Origin of the sequence: Streptococcus sp. SK140, from assembly GCF_000259525.1 — a bacterium.
Lineage (GTDB): Bacteria > Bacillota > Bacilli > Lactobacillales > Streptococcaceae > Streptococcus.
On the sequence record NZ_AJML01000021.1, the window covers coordinates 79,439 to 97,759 of the forward strand.

Annotated in this window: 10 protein-coding genes and 1 pseudogene; 1 reads left to right on the forward strand and 10 read right to left on the reverse strand. The window is 40.4% G+C overall.

Translation table 11 applies throughout. From position 1 onward, the window contains the following. Positions 1–180: 180 nt before the first annotated feature. From msrB (HMPREF1116_RS05380) to mecA, 5 genes and pseudogenes are all read right to left on the reverse strand, one after another. On the reverse strand, positions 181–1,296 hold the full coding sequence (msrB, locus tag HMPREF1116_RS05380) for a peptide-methionine (R)-S-oxide reductase MsrB (protein WP_000998319.1): 1,116 nt from the start codon (positions 1,294–1,296) through the stop codon (positions 181–183). Positions 1,297–1,305: 9 nt separating this feature from the next. Next, on the reverse strand, positions 1,306–1,866 hold the full coding sequence (locus HMPREF1116_RS05385) for a redoxin family protein (RefSeq protein WP_000759224.1): 561 nt from the start codon (positions 1,864–1,866) through the stop codon (positions 1,306–1,308). A 156-nt stretch (positions 1,867–2,022) separates the two neighbouring features. Continuing rightward, positions 2,023–7,901: pseudogene (locus HMPREF1116_RS05390) on the reverse strand (ZmpA/ZmpB/ZmpC family metallo-endopeptidase). Between the two features lies 1 nt (position 7,902). Then, positions 7,903–8,466 carry a TIGR01440 family protein gene (locus HMPREF1116_RS05395; RefSeq protein WP_000372788.1) on the reverse strand — a complete coding sequence of 188 codons (564 nt, stop codon included), beginning with the start codon at positions 8,464–8,466 and terminating at the stop codon, positions 7,903–7,905. A 507-nt stretch (positions 8,467–8,973) separates the two neighbouring features. Continuing rightward, positions 8,974–9,711: an adaptor protein MecA gene (gene mecA, locus HMPREF1116_RS05400; protein WP_000782671.1), complete on the reverse strand. Its 738-nt coding sequence runs from the start codon at positions 9,709–9,711 to the stop codon at positions 8,974–8,976. A gap of 126 nt (positions 9,712–9,837) precedes the next feature. Between mecA and HMPREF1116_RS05405 the strand changes: the two genes are divergently transcribed. Continuing rightward, complete coding sequence (locus HMPREF1116_RS05405) at positions 9,838–11,316, forward strand: oligosaccharide flippase family protein (protein WP_000789695.1); 1,479 nt, start codon at positions 9,838–9,840, stop codon at positions 11,314–11,316. 171 nt (positions 11,317–11,487) lie between these two features. Here HMPREF1116_RS05405 and HMPREF1116_RS05410 read toward each other — a convergent pair whose 3' ends face one another. The 5 genes from HMPREF1116_RS05410 to thrB all read right to left on the reverse strand — a co-directional run bounded on the left by HMPREF1116_RS05410 (position 11,488) and on the right by thrB (position 18,320). Then, on the reverse strand, positions 11,488–12,747 hold the full coding sequence (locus tag HMPREF1116_RS05410) for a TRZ/ATZ family protein (protein WP_000862483.1): 1,260 nt from the start codon (positions 12,745–12,747) through the stop codon (positions 11,488–11,490). A 117-nt stretch (positions 12,748–12,864) separates the two neighbouring features. Beyond that, a complete protein-coding gene (locus HMPREF1116_RS05415; RefSeq protein WP_000676588.1) occupies positions 12,865–14,613 on the reverse strand; it encodes an ABC transporter ATP-binding protein in 1,749 nt (582 codons plus the stop codon). A gap of 1 nt (position 14,614) precedes the next feature. Further along, positions 14,615–16,339 carry an ABC transporter ATP-binding protein gene (locus tag HMPREF1116_RS05420; protein WP_000681740.1) on the reverse strand — a complete coding sequence of 575 codons (1,725 nt, stop codon included), beginning with the start codon at positions 16,337–16,339 and terminating at the stop codon, positions 14,615–14,617. Positions 16,340–16,388: 49 nt separating this feature from the next. Beyond that, the gene (gene msrB / locus HMPREF1116_RS05425; RefSeq protein WP_000818209.1) at positions 16,389–17,327 is read right to left on the reverse strand and encodes a peptide-methionine (R)-S-oxide reductase MsrB; all 939 of its coding nucleotides are present in this window, start codon (positions 17,325–17,327) and stop codon (positions 16,389–16,391) included. A 123-nt stretch (positions 17,328–17,450) separates the two neighbouring features. Then, entirely contained in the window at positions 17,451–18,320 is an 870-nt protein-coding gene (gene thrB, locus HMPREF1116_RS05430) for a homoserine kinase (RefSeq protein WP_000692446.1), read from the reverse strand. Between the last annotated feature and the right edge of the window lies 1 nt (position 18,321).

Here is an 18,321-nt window from a genome sequence, read left to right on the forward strand (position 1 = left end):
GATAGCTTCAAGCATTGAAAAACGGATAACTTTCGCCTTACTTATTTTCAATATCGAAATATTTGCAAGAATACTACCAACATGTTCTATTAAATTGCCCAACCGCTTCTAAAATCCAAATTCTACACTTCTTATGAATTAAAATATATTTCTAGTAAACACTTTTTAATAATCTCAAAATCACTCAACATAATCCAACAAATAGCCATAACCCTTCTCTTCCATTTGATCCTTTGGGATAAAATGGATGGATAGACTATTGATACAATAGCGTAGACCTCCCTTGTCCTGAGGTCCATCTGTAAAGACATGTCCTAGGTGAGAATTCCCTGTTCGACTTCTGACTTCTGTTCTGACCATATTGTATGACTTGTCTTCCTTGTAGGTCGCAACATCTGGACTGATAGGCTGGGTAAAACTTGGCCAACCACAGCCCGATTCAAATTTATCTTTCGAAGAAAAGAGAGGTTCGCCAGTCGCAACATCCACATAAAGACCTGCTTCAAATTGATCCCAGTAACGATTTGAAAAGGCACGTTCTGTTTGACCATTTTGAGTCACAGCATACTCCTCAGGAGACAGAAGTTTTTTCAATTCATCGTCACTCGGTTTTGGATATTTACTTGCATCAATAACAGGATAGGATGCTTGATTGACATTGATATGGCAATATCCATTAGGGTTTTTCTGGAGATAGTCTTGGTGGTAATCTTCAGCCACGATAAAATTGCTTAAGGCTTCCTTTTCAACCGCTAGAGGCTGGTCGTACTTCTTAGAAACTTGGTCAAAAACTTGATTGATGACTTCTAAATCTTTCTCATCTGTATAGTAGACTCCTGTTCTGTACTGAGCCCCCACATCATTTCCCTGCTTATTCTTACTGATTGGATTGATGATGCGGAAATAATGGAGCAGGATTTCTTTTAAAGAGATTTGATTGGCATCATAGATCACATGAACAGTCTCAGCATGTCCAGTCTGGCCGATTAATTCATACTGAGTTGTTTCTCCTCTACCATTTGCATAGCCCGAAACAGCATCTGTCACACCCGCTACTCGTGAAAAATACTCTTCTACTCCCCAGAAACAACCTCCCGCTAGATAGATATCATGTAAGTCAGCATCTTTACTTGAATCAGTTTTTTTCTTGGCCTTTTGTCCTTGACTAACTGCTGCCTTCTCGATTTGAGTGGTATCTGTGTAGCTTGCGCTCCTTTTTTCCAAAAGAAATAAAAATCCAATAATAATGCAAATGATGATTCCTATGAATACAATTATTTTTAATTTATCATTCATGATGAGCCTCTAATCTATGCTTTTTAGCGTCTGTAAAATAGTTTCCTTGTCCATAAAACCTGGCTGGGTCTTGACTAGTTTGCCTTCTTTATCGATAAAAGCCTGAGTCGGATAAGAACGAACTCCGTAACTCGCTAAAAGTTGTCCCGAAGGATCTAGAAGGACAGGAAGATTTTTATAGTCCAATCCTTGATACCATTTTTTGAAGGCTTCTTCTGCTTGCTCGCCTTTTTGACCAGGAGAAACGACTGTCAAAACAACATAGTCATCGCTTTCTTCTTTAGCCAGCTCATCGGTATCAGGGAGGCTGGCTAGACAAATAGAGCACCAAGATGCCCAAAATTTGAGATAGACCTTTTTACCCTTATAATCAGATAGATGATAGGTTTTCCCATCAACTCCCGTGAGTTCAAAGTCTGTAACTGCTTCTCCGTTTTTTGCTACCTGAGAGCTAACTTGCGCTTGTTTGTCTCCATTTTGTTTATCAGCTTGGCTCTCCATCTGATTATTACAAGCCGATAGACAAACCAGACTAGCGCAGACCAATACAGTTGCTTGCCATTTTTTCATTTTCATCACCTTCTTTTTTGTTATATGAATATAGATATTCACTTTATAGTTCTATTATATACCTACCTTACTAAAAATACTTAGAATCTGTTTGGAAAATCAATAATCTTCTTGATTACAAAAACTCCCACCTGCTAAGCAGATGAGAGCTTTGGATTATTTAAAGATTGAAGTTTTAAAGCTATCTGTTTGTTGAAGAAGTTTCTTGAAGACTTTTTCTTTAAGTGATACGGTATTGTCAAATTTAACAGATCCGTTACTTAGAGTAGCCTTATCTTTATCAACTGCTTCAGCAAATGCGCGTTTCAAGTCTTCATAGCTATTGTATGTTTTACCATCAATTTCAATAGATTGAATTCCATTTTTGGCACTTGTCACAACTTCTTTGAAATAAGCTTTCTTCCAATCTTCAAGATTGTTGAATTTTCCTTCAGAAATCTTGTTAATGATGAAGTCATCACCTAGAGTCTCTTTACCAGCTTTCTTAGATTCAGCTTTTAGAATATTAGATGCATAGTTTAAGAATCCTTTTTCGTAGCCATAGTAACCCCAGATTCTGAAAGTATTGTGTTTAAATGACATCGCTCCAGGAGCACCTTCACTTGTGTTACCACCATAGATACCAGACATCATTGGAACGTTCACATAAGCAGAATCAAAGTCAGTAGGATTATAAACTCTGTTACCTGGACCACGGTTAGTCATAAAGTTATTGGTTACTAAGTCATCTACTGTACGTAAAGGAATAGCTTTTTCCTCATCACTTAAAGGTCTAACCTTATCGAATTGGTTCTTGGTGTTATTTCCTCGGTATTGCTTATCAACCTTCTTGAACCAAGCATTATTCAAATCTTGATTTGCCTTATCGAGAACAGCCTCTCCTTCCAGATAATCCAGAAGCATGAGGGTGTCATTGTAGCCCTTCATGTAACGATCAATTTCGTCACGAGACTTCAGATCATTTGGATTGGTGTTATACCATTGATTTCCATCATTTGGACGTTCATAAGCCATATTGAGACCTAGGGCTTTGTATTCACCGTTTGGATTTGATACGGATGGAGTTTGCAACATTCCTTGTGCAAATGCTTCAAGGTCAGTTCCTTCACGGTGTCTTGAGCCACCTAGATAAACCATTCGGTCATTGACGTGAGTCGTTTCGTGAGTAAAGGCAGAAACTCCAAAATCACTAATCATGTCCGTCACCATAAAGAAGACAGAGTCATCTTTATATGGATTGGCATAAACACGAGCTACCGCTCCCATACGCCAGTCTGTTGCATGGTAACGTCCTGTAGGTCCGTATAATTCACGAATAGGAGCAACATCTTTACCACTATTAGTGTGACCGTATTTATCAGTACTAATATCTTTATAGTTTTGGTTGTCTAAAACAGGTGTTGGAACCATGTTGTTGCTCTTCAAGAGTTGATTACGAACCTTGTCAGTTGCTAGTCGTGACCAGAAGTCTAGATAATTCTGTTGCCCTTTTGCAACCTTATCAATTTCAGCTTTGAAAGCATTACGTTCTGCTTCAGTATACTTACCATATTTCTCAAATGAACTATAAGCCATTGTATTGTAAGTTGAAATCAAGAACATATGAGCATCTTTCAAGTTCAAGAGTGGCAAGATCATCTTACCGTGCATATCGTTGTTTAATCCTTCATAGGCTCTGTGTTTCTTATCCGCAAACTCAGGAGTTGTTGTTGCTGGTTCAACGATATAAACATTGTCTTTGGTTGCTTTAATGAACCAATCATTTAGATCTTTGTCTTCTGTGAATAGACGCATATTATAGTCTAAGAAACTGTTTAACTCGCCTATACCGATAACTCCACCGATAGTTTCGCGATAAGCTTCTAAAGTTCTATCACCTTTAATGTTATTTTCTTTAGAACCAATCTTAATCAAGAAGTCTAACACATTGACATTTTTACCATAGAAGTCTGGTTTGAACAACATGAGTTGCTTGATATTGAAGTTATCAAACTTAACTCCGTAGTAACGATTGAGGTAAGACAAACCAAGAAGAACAGCAGCTTTATTGTCATCAATCTTCTTGATCAAGGCACGTTTTGCAGCTTCATCTGTGTTTAATTGATGGTCTTCATTTTCAAGCAACTGTTTCACAAATTTAGCCAGATTATCCTTGACTTCTTTGAAGCTTTCTTCTAGGTAAAGATCTTTTATAGCGTTAACTTTATTTGGTCCTGTTCTACCTAGGTGTGTGTAGATAGGATCTGATTGCAATTCTACTGGGCTTAATTTTTCAACAATAGCATTGATAAGATCGCTGCGATCTTTGTCAACCATGTTCGGAGTGTAAACAACTTCTCCAAGTTCAGCAATGCTGTACTCTTTGACTTGTTTGACCTTAGAGTCTTTCGGTGAAACAGTAAAGATGTCTTTAGTCTTATCACCATAATGAACCATAATATGGTCAGCATCAGCCAATTCTGTCACAAAGGCATTGCCCTTCATGGCAGTAACAGACAAGACTTCCTTGGTCAAGAGAGGACTACCAGCAGCAAGTTTGTTTCCTTGGTTAACAATCCACTCTTTATTGTAGAATGGTTGCAATTTTTCGATATTACGGTAGGCAAGTTCACGAGAAGCGTCGTAACCATCGATTGTTTTGTATTGATCAGCTTTGTTGACAATGTTATTGAGTTTGTCTTCAACAGGTTTGGTGCTTTCAAATTTATCAGCAGTGATTCCCATTGCTTCAATTTTCTTGTCAGCTTCTTCTTGTGAGATGCTAGGAATCTTGCGAGAATTCTTATAAGATTTATTACCCTCACTTACTCCCTCAACACTAAAGTTACGTTTTGTTCTTGAATACGTGAAGTAATCATCGGCGTCAATATCAGAGTGACCAAAGACCATCTCACCTGTTTTGACTTTCATCATAGTGATGTTGTCTTCAATAGCACCCAAGGCCCAGTTGGTACCCAGCAAGCCACCAGATTGAACAGCTTCTTTCAGCTCGATAGAACCTTTAGCAACTGAATTTCTGAGAACACCTTCTCTTCCTAGTGTATTGTTATCTCCACCATTTTGAGAAGAATAAACTAATCCTGCAGCTTTTGCCTTATTCCCAGTAATTTCAGCATCAACGTAGGCTTTTTCTACGATACCTTTCCAGTTTTCACCTAGAACACCTGCTAAGTACCAACCTTTATTTCCAGCAGCGTGAATCTTACCGATAAAGGCAACATTACTTACCTTACCACTACCATCAATTTTATTGATAATACCAGCTACATCGTTGCCCCCGATAACATTACCTGTTACTTTAACATTTTCGACAGTCGCATTATTTTTGATAACATTTGCGATTGGTGCTACTCGATCAAATCCAGGCATGTCAATGTTGACATTTTCAAGCAAGAGATTCTTAACAGTACCACCTTCGATGTTACCAAACAATGGTCTCGTAATGTTATGGATGGCAAATTTATTACCTTCTGTACTTTCCAATGTTCCCTTGAAGGCATTGGTTACATAAGACTTGCCAGCTGGTTGTACGTTACTTGCATTCATACTGCTACCAAGCTTAAAGGTACCAGTAGGATTGGCCTGCATTGCTTTTACAAGGTCATTGAAATCGTAATAAACATCACCTTCATGGGCTTTTGGTTTAGCAAAGTAATGGACATATTCCTCTGCAAACTGATTATCTGCATTACGTTGGACTAGGTCTGGTGCTTTAGCAGTCACTTTGAACAATGCTTTACCATCAACTGTGACTTCTTCAATCTTATCAACAGCAAGTTTTGTCACCTTGTTATCATGAGTAGTCACTTTCAAGTAATAAGGTTTAACATCTGATGGTTTTGCTGACAAGAGACTATTATCAGTTTCTACACCTTGGTCATCAACACTGATAAGGCTTGTTTCCTTAATGTTTTTGACTTCGACTTTTTTGAGGTCGAGTCTTAGTGGTTCTTCCGTGAGAACTACTTCTTCATTCCCATTTCCACGATCGTAAACCATTTTGGTCGCAATCTTGTAGTCCTTGTAATACTTCAAGTTTGTAAGATTAGCGGTCAAATCTCCCTCAGACATGTTGACTGTTTGAAGGCTAGTGTCCCCGTCTTTCAAGACAACTTCAAGAGATTTAATGGTTACACCTGTTGGTTTGACCAATTGGTAACGAACCTTAGCACTACGCTCTAATTCTTCTTTGTCTATATGAGTGAGAGTCAACGTTGGCTCAGTCAGGATTTGATCACCTTTCTTAATGATACGATCTTGAACTGCTTCAACAACTTCCTCTGAAATCGTTGGAGCATCTGCGGTTTTCACGCCCTTAAGAGTCTTATAGACTTTGGTAATCTTTTTCTTACCGTTTTGACCAGCTTGAGCAACAACTTCTGTTCCCTTCGGAAGAGTGCTGTCTACTTCTGTTCTTGTCTCGAAAGGAATTTCTTCAAATGAAACTTCTTCAACTTGACCTTCAATAGCCTTGGTACCACGACTAATTTTTTCGTTTACTGGAGCCTTAACAGTTTCTGTACTTGTGCTGATTGGGTCCCCAACTTTTTGACCATTAACAGTTTTATAAACGCGGTGAATTAGCTGACTTCCTGCTTGACCGTTTTGAATCACTGTTTCTTCATCAGTGTAACGAGTATCATCAGCTACATACTCCTTTGTATATGGAACTTCTACAGTTTCAGTTTCCGTGATAGTTGCTTCAGCTACTTTATACTCTGGTAATTCTGGCTGAACTAGGGATTCACCCTCGTGGCCTTCTTCTTGCGTGCCTTTAGCTGTAATCTCGCCGGTGTAAGCTGGCAACTCTGGTTGAACCAAAGATTCGCCTTCGTGGCCTTCTTCTTGCGTGCCTTTGCTGTAACTCCCGTGTAGCTGGCAACTCTGGTTGAACAAGATTCACCTTCGTGGCCTTCTTCTTGGGTGCCTTTGGCACTAATCTCGCCTGTATAAGCTGGGGATTCTGGTTGAACTAGAGATTCACCTTGGTGACCCTCTTCTTGGGTGCCTTTAGCTGTAAGATCACCGGTGTAGGCTGGCAATTCTGGTTGAACCAGGGATTCGCCTTCGTGGCCTTCTTCTTGAGTACCTTTGGCTGTAAGCTCGCCGGTGTAGGCTGGCAATTCTGGTTGAACTAGAGACTCACCTTGGTGACCCTCTTCTTGGGTGCCTTTGGCTGTAATCTCACCTGTGTAAGCTGGGGATTCTGGTTGAACCAAAGATTCACCTTCGTGGCCTGCTTCTTGGGTGCCTTTGGCACTAATCTCGCCTGTATAAGCTGGAGATTCTGGTTGAACTAGGGATTCGCCTTCGTGGCCTTCTTCTTGCGTGCCTTTGGCTGTAAGCTCGCCGGTGTAGGCTGGCAACTCTGGTTGAACCAAAGATTCGCCTTCGTGGCCTGCTTCTTGAGTTCCCTTAGCAGTCATCATTTGCTCCGGTTGGTCTTGGAAGTCAGATGCTTTAAAGTAACCGACATATTCGTATCCTTCGATTTGAATGACACCTTTTGCCAAGTCCTCTTGACTACTTGCTGCAATCGTTTGATTGTAGGACACTAAGATTTTATTCTCAAAGGCTTGAGCTGACTGAGGGATAAAGTAACTACCACCTAGAGCTCCAATAAAGAGAAGGCCAAGCATTTTATTACGGTGTTTTTTAGACATCACCACAACAACCATAGACGCTGTTGCAAATCCAAGAGTTGCCAGTGCTAACTCCTTGCTTCCAGTGTTCGGTAATTGTTGAGAATTCACTTCCTTCTTTCTGTAAACAAGATAGACAACATCATCTTGTTTTAAATCCGAAGGGAGTTCGTGATGGATCAAAGCTTTTTCTGCTTCTGTCAATTCTTGTTCAGCCAAATAACGGTAATGAACTTGGTTGGGTGTTGCCACTTCGTTAGCTGAAACAGTTTCAACTAAAAAGTTATTTGCCCCCAAAAGAAATGTCCCGATAACCGCAGAACCGACACCAACCGAGAACTTCCGAATAGAGTATTTAATGACTCTCTCAAACTGCATTTTTCTAGTATTCATTTTATATCTTCCTAAGATGATCTATTGGATATTGAGCACGCGCCCCTCCAATGAGTTTTGGTCGACTAGCAAGTGCCGTTACATGAGCCTGACCAATCTCTCTTAAGACTGGTCGAATGGGTACCTGAACATGTTTGATATGCATACCGATAGCTGTATCACCAATGTCTAGACCAGCATCTGCCCTGATAAATTCGACCTCCACGGGATCCTTCATATAGCGGAAGGCGGCCAATTGACCAGAACCTCCTGCATGTAAGGTCGGGAGTACACTCACAATCTCCAACTGATGTTTTATAGCTACTTCTCGTTCAACAACTAAAGCCCGATTGACATGTTCACAACCTTGAACAGCCAGGTGAATTCCCTTAGCCGTCAACAGTTCCAACATAGTCTTGACAATAAGTTCACCGATTTCCTGACTCGAATCTTTTCCGATGTGTCCTCCCAGCACTTCACTCGAAGACAAACCCAAGACAAATAGTGCTCCCTCCTGTAAAGAAGCCTTGTCTAATACATCTTCAAGTATCTGCTGTGTTTCTGTTTGAATCCGTCTTTGGTCCATATTTCACCTCGCTTTTTTTTCATTCTATCATATCGTTTTTCATCAATTTTAGCAAGATTAGAAGGCATAGGAATACCATTTGCTAGGATTCAAAAACTATATGAGGGCTCTTTTTAAAAACTGATTCAAATTCATCTAGTTTCAAATATAAGATAAAATTATACTTTGAAAACAAAAAAAATATAATAGTTTAGTAAAATCGTTGATGTAACAACATTTACACCTAAAAGATTTGTCAGTCAATTCGATTATAAACGACCGAAAAGCAACTTCTACCATTCTACCCCATTTCTTTTATTAAAGCTACTACTTTGCTTATTTTTTAGGCACTTTTTCTTCCTTGTAGCTTTAGATGATGATTCAGAAAATTTTCATGAAATGATGCTAAAACTTTAATTTTATCCTCAAATTATAATATGACAGTTTTTTGGATACAAACTGAATCCAAAATTTTAAAAACTAGATTTTACAAAAACAGAGAAGGGTAGCTTCTCTGTTTTTTATAGATTAAACTTTTTGGAGTCCTTGAACAGCATCATGATTGATGAGTAGTTGCCCATATTCTTGTAGGACAGAACGACTGATATCACTATCATCCGCAAATTCGCGCATACGTGCCAACAACCAAGCTGGATAAAGGCTAGGTTGATCTTCTACATCAACTAAGACTGTCAGATAGTACTGGTCATTCATCTTATAGAGTTCTGAAGTTTCCATTTGGTAGTCAACCGTTTTGGCAAAAGAAACCAAACTAGATAAATCGTCAAAACGTAAGATGTAGTAGATATAAGGCTCTCTTTTTCCTTCTTCTACTTCGAGGGCTTCATCAAGCGCTGCTTCTTCTTCCTTTTCAACCTGCTCTAAAGATTGAATGGCTTCAATATCATCTTTAGTTTTTTCTGCCATGGTTTTCTCCAAGGTTTTTAAAAACTCATCTGGAGACATTTTAGCCAACTCATCCATATCAGGAAGATCTGCCAAATCGTCAAAGTCCAAATTCTGGTCGATCTTAGATTTGGTCACAAAAACATCAACCTTGTCTGGCTTAGGTGTTACTCGGAAGCTAAGCATGCCTGTATCCAAGAAACTATCTGGCATCTCTAGCTCATCCAAGATTGCGTAGAAAAATTCTTCTGTTTTCTCTTGTGGAACGAGAAAGTCTGCGATTTCCATTCCACGATCCATCAAATCTTCTAAAGACATGGTGATTTTTAAAGTCGTATCACTGATTTGTTTCATTTTCATAGTTCGTAACCTCATACTTTCAGTTCTATCTATTATACAAGATTTCAAAAATTTTATCAAAAAAAATGGCGTTGGAATATGATATAATACTAGTATCTATTTTAGAATATAAGAAAGAAAGTTTTCATGAAAAATATAAAAGTTAACGCTTTGGCCAGCTTGCTGGTCAATATCTTGAATATCGTTTTTCCTTTGATTACTAATCCCTATCTAACACGGATTCTTAGCAAATCGAATTACGGTTACTTCAACACTGCCAACACCTGGGCAAGCTTTGTCATTCCACTCGCTGCCTTTGGGATTTACAATTATGGGATTCGAGCTATCAGTAAGGTTAAGGATGATAAGAATAAGATCAATTATGTCTTTTCTAAGTTATTCTATATTTCCCTGATTACTTCAATTCTGACAACAGCTATCTATTTCCTCTTTATTCACTTTGATACCAGTATTGTCAATCTAAAAATCCTTTACTATATCCTTGGTATCCAAGCCCTCTTCCAATTTCTGAATATCGAGTGGATGAACGAAGCCTATGAGAACTATTCTTTTATCCTTTATAAAACACTCGTGATTCGTATTGGAATGTTGGTCGCTATCTTCGCTTTCGTTAAGACACCTGATGATATTGTTCCTTATGCCACAATCATGAGTGCGACAACCATTATCAACTATCTACTTAGCTTCCTATGGATTAAACGAGAGGTCTCCTTTGTCAAAATTGAGTTCATCGAACTTCTCAAGTCATCTAAACCTCTCTTAACCATGCTTCTTCTAGCAAATGCTAATATGCTCTATACCTTGCTAGACCGTATGTTCATCACTAAAGGACCTGATGAGAATTTTATCTCCTACTACACCATTGCCTCCAGTATCGTTATGCTGATTGCTAGTGTCCTCAGTGGAGCTATCAACGTCAGCATCCCACGACTTGGTTATTATCTAGGAAAAAAAGATTTTACTTCTTATAAAAATTTGGTCAATCAGGGCGCATCCCTCTTTTACTTCCTCATGGTCCCTACCAGTATTGGTATTATGGTTTTAGGAACCTATGCTACAGTTATCTACTCTTCTGAGAAATATCTAGAAGCAGGAATCGTAACGAGTATCTTTGCCTTTCGTACCATTATCTGGGCTATCGAATTAATCCTTGGAAAACAGATTATCTTTATTAATGACCATGAAAATCGTTTGACTGCCTTTTACTTTATCGGTGGCGGTGTCAATGTAGTCCTAAATTCACTACTCCTTTTCAATAATATCTTTAGTCCTGAATACTACATTGGGACAACCATTATAGCTGAATCAATCGTAGTTCTGCTAGAAATTCGCTTTATTCAGAAGCACAAACTATTGGATTTGAAAGAGATTTTTACAACTCTGGCTCGCTACACAATCGTATCACTTGGTTTCATCCCAATTTATTATGTTTTTAAAACCCTCTTCCAAGTTCATAGCTATGAAGTTACGATGAAGATGATTAGCATGGTTCTTTCTACAATCGCAGCTTGTGGCATCTATTACGCCATTACCCTCTTTATTATCAAAGATAAAACACTTCATTATGCGCTTGACTTAGTTCGTTCTAAGATTAAAAGAGGATAGAGGTCCCTCTCAAAAATGTTCAAATTAAACAAAAAGAAGACTCACAAGGTCTTCTTTTTCTATGCATCCAACGGCATTACGGACAATAAATACTCACTCAATAAGCTTGTTAGAGCAAATGAGGTCAGGACGACATCGACCTAGCTTTAAAAAAATTAGAAAGAGCATCACTTACAAATCTACTGTTAGTACCTTCCTAGCTCTCACGACTTGCTCACCTGCAATGTAGACGTCATCAACATCACTGGATTTAACAGCATAAACGAGGTGAGACAGCATGTTTTCTTGAGGTTGGAGATGGATTTTTCCTTGGGGTTGGATAACGAGAAAATCTGCTTGCTTGCCGACTTCTAGGCTACCAATCTCATCTTCCATTCCCAACACCTTAGCTCCTTCAATCGTCAGTGCCTTGAGAGCAGTTTCAATAGGAAATTGACTGGCATCACCGCTCTTCATTTTCTGTAAAAGGGCCGCCGTGCGTCCTTCCTCAAACATATCGAGATTATTGTTAGAAGCAACTGAGTCCGTCGCGATACCAACTGGCACACCTGCCTGTTGAAGTTGAACGACAGGTGCAATCCCAGAAGCTAGTTTGAGGTTACTGATAGGATTGTGGGCGATAGCGACTTGCGAATCTGCTAAGCGGGCAATCTCTGCTTCATTTAACTCCACACCGTGGGCAAATACAGCCTGATGATCTAAATAGCCAAGTTCATCTAGAAAGGCTATTGGACGTTTGCCATAACGTTTCAGGATAATGCCTGACTCTTCTTTTGTTTCTGCCACATGAATATGAAGTGGAATATCTTCTTCTTTTGCTAGGTTCAAACTAGCCTCTAACAATTCTCGACTACAACTGTAGGGCGAATGAGGAGCCACCATAACCTTGAAATTGGGATCCTGATAGCCTTTGATTGTCCCGATGACAGCACGAGTTTTTGCTATAGTCTCATCTGTGGTCTCCATGTCTGAAAAAAAGAGAGTTGGAGAAAAATAGCAACGCATCTTGGATGCCTTGACTGCTTCATAAATCTTCTCTATCTCTACTCCATTCGGATTGTACATATCATTGAATGTTGTCGTTCCTGACTGGAGCATCTCTGTTAGCGCCTCTTTGACGGCTTTTGTAGTCATCTCTGGTGTAAATTCTGCTTCTGCTGGCCAGATATAGTCTTCTAGCCATTCGTGGAGATTGCTATCATCACGAATCCCCCTCAAGCCTGTCATGGCAGAGTGGGTATGGCAGTTAACCAAACCAGGCATAATCCAAGCACCCTGATAGTCTATGATTTGATCTGCTTGCTTGAGAATTTCTTGATTTTCCTGACCGACATAGACGATTTGAGAATTTTCAAGAGCTAAGATACCATCCAGGTAGACATGGAAATCTTGGTCACAAGTCACGATATTTACATGCTGAAAGACTTTCATCAATAGGCTCCTTTTCTAAATTAGCTTTCATACTAGATAATTTTTCTAGCTATTGTAACAAAAAAGTCACCCGAAGGCAACTTTTATTCTGTATTTGCTTAAGAAACTAGGTAAAGTCTATTCTGAGCTAAAAGCTGCTGCTTTTTGCATTTGATAGTATTTGCCTTTTCTAGCCATGAGTTCCTGATGATTGCCATACTCGACAATATCTCCATCCACCAAGACAAGAATCAAATCAGCATCTTGAATGGTAGACAAACGATGGGCGATGATAAAGCTTGTCCGCCCCTTCATGAGTTTGGCAAAGGCATCCTGAACCAAGACCTCTGTACGGGTATCGATGGATGAAGTCGCCTCATCTAAGATAAGAATCTTAGGGATGGCTAGAAAGACACGGGCAATAGTTAAGAGCTGAGCCTGACCGACAGACAAAGATTCCCCTGCATTTTCAAGCTTGGTATCATAACCCTGTGACAACTGCTGGATAAAGAAGTCCGCATTAGCCGCCTTGGCTGCCACAATGACCTGCTCTCGACTTGCTCCAGGATTTCCAAAAGCAATATTGTCATGAATGCTTCCTTGCTTGAGCCAAGTTTCTTGAAGAACCATCCCAAACTGCTGTCTCAATGATGATCGGGTATAGTCATAAATCGAATGACCATCTAGCAAAATATCTCCAGAGTTAATCGGATAAAAACGCATGAGGAGATTGATGAGGGTGGATTTCCCAGCACCCGTTGGTCCTACGATAGCAACCTTACTACCAGCTGGGATATCAATAGATAAGTCCTTAATCAGTATCTTTTCAGGATTGTAACCAAAGGAGACACGCTTAAAGGAGATAGCTCCCTTGACTTGGTCACTGTTCAATTCTTTAAGGCCAGTTTCTGTAATCTCAGGGCTTTCTAAAACAGTATAAACACGTTCTGCACAAGCCAATGCACTCTGCAACTCGGCTAAGACCGATGAAATATCATTAAAAGGCTTAGTGTACTGCTGCACATAGTTTAAAAAGGTCACTAAACGTCCAACTGTCAAAGTGGAGCCCATCATGATACGGAAGGCTCCTACTCCAGCAAGGAGGGCATAAATGAGGGCATTGACAAAACGGGTTGAAGGATTGACTGTCGAAGAATAAAAGATGGCCGACTGAGAATAACCTGCATAAGTATCATTTGCCTCATGAAGTCTATCGATGAATTCTTCCTGGGCATTGAAAGACTGGATAATCGTTTGTTGAGTGAGTGATTCCTCGATTAGCTGGGTTTGAGCACCCCTAGACTCTGTCTGCTTTTGAAAGAGATGGTAGGATCTCTTGGCGATAAAGCGTGAAATGACCATAGACAGAGGTGTTAAGAGCAGAACTAATAGAGTCATCAAAAGATGAATTTGAAGCATAGCAAGGATGCTGACCAAAATCATCAGAACTCCGATGAAAAATTGGTTAAAAATCATGTTCAGCCCCGCTGCCAACTGTTCAATATCTGTCGTTACTCGACTGACCATTTCCCCACTACCTTGTCTATCTACAAGGGCAATCGGTAAACGATGGAGTTTTTCAATGATTTTCTCTCGCAAATCTTTAGTGTAGGAGAAAATCAGTCGATTATAGAGGAGGGGATTAGCCCATTGAACTAGTGTATTTCCTATGACCACCAATATCATCTGGAGAAAAATCTGCCAAAATACCTGAGATGAGCCCGTCACTAGGACTTGGTCAATTACCTGTCCAATCAAGATTGGTAGATAGATTGATAAGGCAACCTGGGCGATGGTTCCCAAGAAAGCTAGGAAAAGAAGGATGGGATGACTTGCTAAATCTTTTGCCAAACGTTTGAGGGTTTGACTTGCATGTTTACCTTTCATTCTAGTCCTCCTTTCCATGTTGAGATGCATTGATTTCACGATAGACCTGACTTGTCTTCATCAATTCCTCATGATTTCCAAGTGCTAATTGCTGACCTTTTTCTAAAAGGAGAATCTGGTCTGCAATCTTCAAGGTCGAAGTTCGTTGGGAAATCAAAATCAAGCTGGTGTTTGGCAAGTTCTCCTGAATGGCCTTTAGAAGATTGGACTCAGTAATGGTATCAAGGGCTGAAGTCGCATCATCCAAAATGAGAAATGGTGCTCGATGCAAGACTGCCCGGGCGATCGACAAGCGTTGCTTTTGCCCACCTGAGAAATTTCGACCGCCTGCTTGGACTTCTGCGTCCAGCTGACCTTCCTTATCGCTGACAAAGTCCTTGGCCTGAGCAATTTCCAAGGCCTGCCAGAGTTCTTGGTCTGAAACAGTCTCTTCCATACCCAAAGTTAAGTTTGAGCGGATAGTCCCTTTAAAGAGTTCAACCTTTTGAGGGACATAGGCTATCCAGGACCGCCATTGGGCAAGATTTTGAGGACTATTCCCAGCCTGGTAAAGGGCAATCCTACCACTATCTGGTTGGTATAATCCAAGTAAGACCTGAACCAAGGTCGACTTACCAGAACCAGTCCCACCGATAATACCAAGAATCTGCCCTTGTTGCATATCAAAAGAAATATCTCTCAGAGAAGGTTGGGCAGCATCTGGATAAGTAAAGGTCAAGTCTTGGATGTGTAAAACTTGATTTCCAGAAACCCTTCCTGCCTGAAGTTCAGAATGAATATCTTCAGGTTTTTCAGCGAGGACTTCCTCAATGCGCTTAGCTGATATATATGACTGGTTAAGTGAATTAATCAGCATGGCTAGTTTAATTAACTCAACCAAGATCTGTAAGAGATAGTTGATCAGAGCAATCAAGGCACCCTGACTGAGCCAGCTTCCCTGGATAGAAATATAACCATTCCAGATAATCACCAGCAATGTTCCGTTGACAATCAAATAGGTCAAGGGGGTCAAGAGACTAGACCAGTATCCTGTTTTCATTTGGATAGCCGTATAGACTTGGTTTAGTACTTGGAAATGTTCAATTTCTCGTTTTTCTTGACCAAAAGCACGAATCACACGCATACCTTGTATCTGTTGGCGTGTTTCCTGAACCAGCTGGTCTGTTTTCTTTCTCAAACTACTGTAGAGAGGATTGACCAACTGTGACAAAACGACAATGACAAGGGTCAAAATGGCAACCATGACCAAGAACCAGAAGGTCAATTCAGGCGATAGTCGATAAGCCATAAAAATGGCACCGAAAACAATAATAGGCGCCCTTAAAAATAAGCGCAAGAATTGATTAATTCCCGTTTGAATCTGATAGGTATCCGAAGTCAAACGCGTCACCAAACTCGAAGTCGTCAAACGGTCTCTACTATCCTTGGACAAGGAAAGAATATGACGATAGAGGTCATTGGTCAACTCCTTGGTAAATCCGACAGCTGCCTTGGCTGAGTAAAACTGGGCTACTAAAGCTACCAAAACACCAATAACTGCAAACACAAAGAGGAGGCCTATTTGCATCCACAGATGACCCTGATTTTTGTGAGGGATAGATTGGTCGACAATCCCAGCTATTACCATGGGAACCAAGAGTTCAAAAACAGCTTCTAGCAGCTTAAACAAGGGTGCTAGAAAAGACTCCTTGATGTAGGGGTTTAAGTAAGAAAGTAAGTGTTTCATAAGTCCCTTCTATTTTCAAAATGAAGAAGGTGGAAAAACCACCATCTTTTTATTTGTTCAAATATGGAAGTAGGTAGCCATAACCAGCCTCTTCCATTTCATCCTTAGCAATGAATCGTAGAGAGGCAGAATTGATACAATAGCGTAAACCACCTAGTTCCTGAGGTCCGTCTGTAAAGACATGTCCCAAGTGGGCATTACCCGAACGTGACCGAACTTCGATACGCTCCATACCGTGACTCAAGTCCTGATAGTAATGGATGAGTTCCTTGGAAATAGGACGGCTAAAACTTGGCCAACCGCATCCTGAGGCAAACTTATCCTTGGCAAAGAAGAGGGGCTCACCTGTCGTGATATCGACATAAATTCCTTCCTCAAAAGTTTGGTCGTAGGCATTGCTAAAGGGAGCTTCCGTCGCAGCTTCTTGAGTAACTCTATAAGACTCTTCTGACAAATTCTCTCGTAAAACTGCCTGACTAGGTTTTTCATAGTTGGCGGCATCTATCAGTGGTTTCTCAGCATCCCTCACATCAATGTGGCAATAGCCACCAGGATTTTTCTTGAGGTAGTCTTGGTGATAGTCCTCAGCCAAGATATAGTGACGGAGTTTCTCCACTTCTACCGCTATCTTGCGACCGAGCATGCGCTCCTGCTCTTGGACAAGAGCATAGATAGTCGGTAAATCCTTTTCATCTAGGTAATAAATCCCTGTGCGGTACTGACGACCACGGTCATTTCCTTGTTGGTTGACAGATAATGGATCAATGACTCGGAAATAATAAAGCAAAATCTCACGGAGTGAGACTGCCTTTTCATCATAGATAACTTGCACAGTCTCAGCATGATCTGTTTCTTTGATTAATTGATAATTGGTAGCTTCTACCTGACCATTAGCATAACCAACACTGGTTTGCAACACTCCAGAAATACGGGAAAAGTATTCCTCTAAGCCCCAAAAACAACCACCTGCTAGATATATTTCTGCCATCTCATACCTCCTTGACCGTCCATCGGTCGCTATACACGAGAAACATTAGATATGCCATGTTTCATTTTCAAAAAAAGGACAGGAAGCCCTCTAATAGAGAGTTTCCCCATCCTATCGCTATATTTATTTTTCTTCGACGCGCACGCCTTGTGTGTCTACTTGCAAATCATGAAGCTTGCCTTTGAACGGTTGTTTTTCAAGCTCTGCCTTAATCTTCGGCATCTTATCAGGATCAGCTAGAACCATGACCGTAGGACCAGCACCAGACAAGTAGGTCGCATAAGCACCGTTTCTCTTAGCAACTTTTTTAATTGTCGCAAATTCTCGCACCAAATCTTGACGATAACGCTCGTGGAAAAGGTCACTCTCGATAGCTTGGCCAGCTTTGACCATATCTCCTGTCAGTAGAGCTGCGATAGCCACATTGGCGATTGAACTTGCTGCAACAGCTTCCTTGTATGATAATTTCTTAGGCAAGACACCACGACTATCGCGAGTTCGCAATTCATAGTTTGGAATATAAGCTAGGAAAGCACACTCTGGGAAAGGCGCCACAACAGCTGAAACCTGATCTTCGACTGAGCTGGCAATGACCAGATTACCATAGATAGCCGGCGCAACATTATCAGGATGGCCTTCAATCTTAGTCGCCAATTGCAATTTGTCGTGATCGCTTAATTTAATATTTCCTAATTGATTTGCCAGTTCTATCCCTGCAACGATGACTGAGCTTGATGAGCCTAGTCCACGCGCAAGTGGAATATCACTAATCATTTTCAGACGTCTTGGTTGTAGGTCTGGAACAATTTGTAAAGCAATCTTCAGCAAAAGATTACGTTCATCACGTGGAATCCATTTGCCTAATTGGTGCTCGATCATCCATTCTTCACGTTCCTCACAAACCTGAATTTCTAGATACTTAGTTACAGCTACACCAACAGAGTCAAAGCCAGGACCCACATTGGCACTTGTAGCAGGTACAATAATCTTCATC

Coding starts and splice junctions, on each gene's coding strand:
- msrB (WP_000998319.1), bottom strand. CDS start 1,296: ATGAATGATAAATTAAAAATAATTGTATTCATAGGAATCATCATTTGC.
- HMPREF1116_RS05385 (WP_000759224.1), bottom strand. CDS start 1,866: ATGAAAAAATGGCAAGCAACTGTATTGGTCTGCGCTAGTCTGGTTTGT.
- HMPREF1116_RS05395 (WP_000372788.1), bottom strand. CDS start 8,466: ATGGACCAAAGACGGATTCAAACAGAAACACAGCAGATACTTGAAGAT.
- mecA (WP_000782671.1), bottom strand. CDS start 9,711: ATGAAAATGAAACAAATCAGTGATACGACTTTAAAAATCACCATGTCT.
- HMPREF1116_RS05405 (WP_000789695.1), top strand. CDS start 9,838: ATGAAAAATATAAAAGTTAACGCTTTGGCCAGCTTGCTGGTCAATATC.
- HMPREF1116_RS05410 (WP_000862483.1), bottom strand. CDS start 12,747: ATGAAAGTCTTTCAGCATGTAAATATCGTGACTTGTGACCAAGATTTC.
- HMPREF1116_RS05415 (WP_000676588.1), bottom strand. CDS start 14,613: ATGAAAGGTAAACATGCAAGTCAAACCCTCAAACGTTTGGCAAAAGAT.
- HMPREF1116_RS05420 (WP_000681740.1), bottom strand. CDS start 16,339: ATGAAACACTTACTTTCTTACTTAAACCCCTACATCAAGGAGTCTTTT.
- msrB (WP_000818209.1), bottom strand. CDS start 17,327: ATGGCAGAAATATATCTAGCAGGTGGTTGTTTTTGGGGCTTAGAGGAA.
- thrB (WP_000692446.1), bottom strand. CDS start 18,320: ATGAAGATTATTGTACCTGCTACAAGTGCCAATGTGGGTCCTGGCTTT.